General features: G+C 70.6%; 1 protein-coding gene. It reads right to left on the reverse strand.

Annotated elements, in window-relative coordinates; genetic code table 11:
• Positions 1-190: 190 nt before the first annotated feature.
• Positions 191-466, reverse strand: a 276-nt coding sequence (locus CH341_RS16925) for an aldehyde dehydrogenase family protein (protein WP_146604507.1), incomplete at its 5' end; no start/stop codon positions are given.

Here is a 466-nt window from a genome sequence, read left to right on the forward strand (position 1 = left end):
GCGAACCGGGACCCAGGGGCGTCAAGTGAGGCAGTCGCCGCGCGGCCCGTCGTGGGGCCCTGGGCCCCGGCTCTGCGACGCGTCAGCCCTGCGGCCTGACGCGCCTTGTCCGGGGCACGAGGCCGAGCACCGGCTCCTCAGGACGAGGACGGAACAGACTCCGCTCGGGCGCCGGTCCGTTGTCTCGTCCTCACTTCATCGTCGGCATCACGAACTCGGCGCCGGCGCGGATGCCGGTCGGCCATCGGGTCGTGATGGTCTTGAGGCGCGTGTAGAAGCGCACGCCTTCGGGACCGTGCATGTGATGGTCGCCGAACAGCGACGCCTTCCAGCCGCCGAAGGAGTGGAACGCCATCGGCACCGGGATCGGCACGTTGATGCCGACCATGCCGACCTGGATGCGGTGGGCGAACTCGCGCGCCGCGTCGCCGTCGCGGGTGAAGATCGAGGTGCCGTTGCCGAACTC

Origin of the sequence: Rhodoplanes roseus, from assembly GCF_003258865.1 — a bacterium.
In the GTDB taxonomy this organism is placed as follows: Bacteria; Pseudomonadota; Alphaproteobacteria; order Rhizobiales; family Xanthobacteraceae; genus Rhodoplanes; species Rhodoplanes roseus.